Raw genomic sequence first — 3,261 nt, 5'->3', positions numbered from 1 at the left:
CCCAAACCCCAGGATTTTTTTAGGCATGGACCACCCCAACTGTGTACAAAAAAATCGGCCACATCATTGAGCCGATTTTTGGGATAAACCATTCACTAAACTATAATTCCTTCCAAGGCTACTAACAGTCTGTGCGTCTTTTCGCTTTTTTTTGTACACAGTTGGGGTGGTCCATGCCTAAAAAAATCCCGTGGCCGTAGGACACGAAAAAGGACCCTTCTACTAGAAGAGCCCTTTAAGCAAACCTACAATGTAACGTCCTAAAAGTTTTTAAAAGCTCCACCTGGCTTGGAACTATAAAGCTATGATACAATATCACAATCAGGTTGTACGTGTAAAGGGAATTGACGAAACTAGTGCAGCATTGATTAATGATTTGTGCTCAGCTCAATTGCTTATTAGTAAGGGAGACTTTAAAGAAATTAAGACCTTACCCGGTATCTACATCTATATTTATCAAAGTAAGGTAATTGATCCTAGAGAAGTTATGCTTGTTTTTAAAGATGGTCAACTACTTGATCGAAGTATAAGACGCTGTGCATAGCAAGTGTGGCTTCTTTGCGAATGTGGCAAAAAAGTTCATCATGTATTATTATTCACTCCAAGAAGCCGCTATAGCTCTCAATTTGAGAGTAAGTATGGTCCAATCGCTGATTCGTAGAGGTAAACTAAAATCGTCTTTAGTTGATGGTCAATTGATGCTAAGCAGCATAGACCTATACAACTTCATTAAAATGAATACGGAGTCTGCGACGCATTTATAGTGACAGGTTTTTTTCAGGCATAGAGCACCCCTAACTGTACATCAAAAAAAAAGTCTGCTGTATTAGGGTATGACCGTAGACTTTTTTCATACTATTCTTGTAGCGTCTAATTTCCTTGAAAATGGAGTCTGCGACGCGGTTTAAGTAATTGGGGGCTAGCCCCCAAATCTACAGGATTTTCTTAGGCATAGAGCCACATCAACTGTACACATTCGGTTCGTAAATTTGCATACCCTGATAAGCAGGGCGCTTGAAGATAAAATGGGAACAAGCAGGCTGTACTGAATAGTATGGCCTACTTGTTTTTTACCCTGTTTTATAAAAAAGAACTTAATAAAAGTAAGTTGCTTTAATTACGTTCTTTTTTTCCCCTTTGTCCCTTTTCTATTGCCTTTCGTGGCCGTAGGACACGAAAAAGGACCCCTCTAGTAGAAGAGCCCTTTATTGCAATCCTATGATAATTCATGCATAATAAAAAAATCCCACCTGGCTTCAAGCTATCAAGGTGGGATAGCACGGTTGTCCGTGGTATGGCCTATCCCTAACGAGTTGCATCCCTGCATGGCTCGCGTCCGTTTTAGCCAATATCGTTTGTAATGGCTTGAGCTTTTTCTGCCTTCAGCTCATCAATCAATTCTAAAAGATCCATCTGCCGACCATCAATTTTCTTTTGCTCTGATGTCTTCTCGACTTCGTACTGTTCAACAAAGGTCAGGCGATCACCATTAAAAAAGATGGTCGGATTGATATAATACTTATATGGATTTGGCCCTCGAGCTATGAATTTGTTCTCCATAAGCTCTGCAAGTGCAGATAGGATAGTACTAGTACCCTTATAACCTGTAAAGGCTTTACAATCATCGAAATCGAGGTCAAAAGTATCCTTATTAGGCCCTACCTGATTAGCTACGTAAGCAAACATCTTTATTCCAGCCTTAGAGAGATCAAACCAATTAGACAAGCCACTCATAAATACCTTCATAAACTTAGCTTTATCAACAGTTACCTTACGAGCAAATAGTGAGTGACCTTTAACCTGACTATCAGAATCAATAATCAAATCAGGGTTCTTCTGCCCAAATAGTAAAGTTTTTTCTCCTTTTTCAATATGTTGAAGAGTGTCATCCAAGAATGGATTAGCTTTATTAAGGCTATGCTCATTAACTTTTCGATAAGTTGACCTCATAATCAAAATCACATTTAAATTTTATATGCTGTAAATCTAAATGTGATTTTGATGTGATCAAAGACCTATTTTGATTTTTTGACACTTTTTTCAAAATGAAAGTTTGAGTAACTCAAAATTCAACTTCGAGAAACTCAAAATAGCATACGCTGATTATCAATTAGTTGTAAAGGGTCTCTTCTTAAGTTCTTAAATACACTCGTGAGCGAAGCGAACTCCAAACTTTACAGCTCTCCTTACAAGTCGTTACTTTTACTTGCTGAGTCAAGGATTTGACTCTTCCCGTTAGATAGGTCTAGTGCCTACTCCAGACGAGGCCCGACCATCGTTGACCTAGCTTTGAAATTAGACCCTGCTAACCTTGGTACAGCAGGGTTTTTGCTTTCTCAACAATCGGAGAGAAAGAAGCCGTTTAACACCTTAAAAGCGGACTGTAGGGAGATTTTTAAGGTGTTAAACATGGCTGGCTACTCAAAAATACACAGATAGAAATTGGCAATCAGAGAGTTAGGAGAACTGTGTGCAAAAGTAATTAGTATTTAATTTTTAACCCTTTGATAATCAATTCCGTAGGACGGGACGAACGGTATGAGCGTAGCGAAATAGCGTTCCGTCTCGCTCTTTAACAAGACCGTACCACGATAATACGCGCGCCGGAAGATTTATGCTACTTCCAGACATGGAGTACCCCAGCAATGATTAAGACCAGCAAAAGAGCTGTTAGTATAATTAAAAACACGCCTATTATTTTCGCTATTGCTCGCATACCATCTATGGATTGTACCCTGTCTTGACCTGTTGACTTGCTTAATTTGATGCGGAGTCTGCAACGCTGTTTATAGTGATTGGGGTTTCACTCCAAACCCCAAGGTTTTTTTCAGACATAAACCACCCCTAACTGTACTTTAAAAGCAAATTTTGAGAGTATTATTAAAATTTGCTCATAAAACCTTTTTTCCCCCTTTGTCCCCTGTTATGCGTCAGCAATTTGTATAGCTAAAGATAACCTATCTATTTTGTTCCTACTTTAATCCTCCTAAGCTGATATACTGATGCCAGGTAAAAAGAAGAAGTTTGAATTTGTTGAGGATCGACAAATCAACATTCACGAGAAATATGAAATAGAGTATCGAACCAAACAGTATAAATGCACAAAAGGGCAACTGCTGGATGCCATTAACGCAGTAGGTGCGATGGCTAACCAAGTAGAGAAGTATTTGAAAGACAAATCAGCAGAACAAATGAACAGCAGCGACGATGAGCCAAGCCTAATCTAGATAGGATTTGTACTAAGTGATTGGGGCGTCGCCC

The 3,261-nt window shown here is 39.1% G+C and carries 3 protein-coding genes; 2 read left to right on the top strand and 1 reads right to left on the bottom strand.

What is annotated here, in order from left to right:
* Nucleotides 1-304: 304 nt before the first annotated feature.
* Complete coding sequence (locus BM202_RS36395) at nt 305-544, top strand: hypothetical protein (RefSeq protein WP_093835505.1); 240 nt, start codon at nt 305-307, stop codon at nt 542-544.
* Nucleotides 545-1,341: 797 nt separating this feature from the next.
* Here BM202_RS36395 and BM202_RS36385 read toward each other — a convergent pair.
* Nucleotides 1,342-1,950 (bottom strand): hypothetical protein, encoded by a 609-nt coding sequence (locus BM202_RS36385; protein WP_093835501.1) that lies wholly within the window; start codon nt 1,948-1,950, stop codon nt 1,342-1,344.
* Nucleotides 1,951-3,002: 1,052 nt separating this feature from the next.
* Between BM202_RS36385 and BM202_RS36380 the strand changes: the two genes are divergently transcribed.
* Complete coding sequence (locus BM202_RS36380; RefSeq protein ID WP_093835499.1) at nt 3,003-3,227, top strand: DUF3606 domain-containing protein; 225 nt, start codon at nt 3,003-3,005, stop codon at nt 3,225-3,227.
* Nucleotides 3,228-3,261: the final 34 nt, after the last annotated feature.

The sequence above is a fragment of the Spirosoma endophyticum genome (assembly GCF_900112365.1).
In the GTDB taxonomy this organism is placed as follows: Bacteria; Bacteroidota; Bacteroidia; order Cytophagales; family Spirosomataceae; genus Spirosoma; species Spirosoma endophyticum.
Note: the sequence above shows the minus strand (reverse complement) of the source record. Positions and strands in the feature narration are given on the sequence as shown.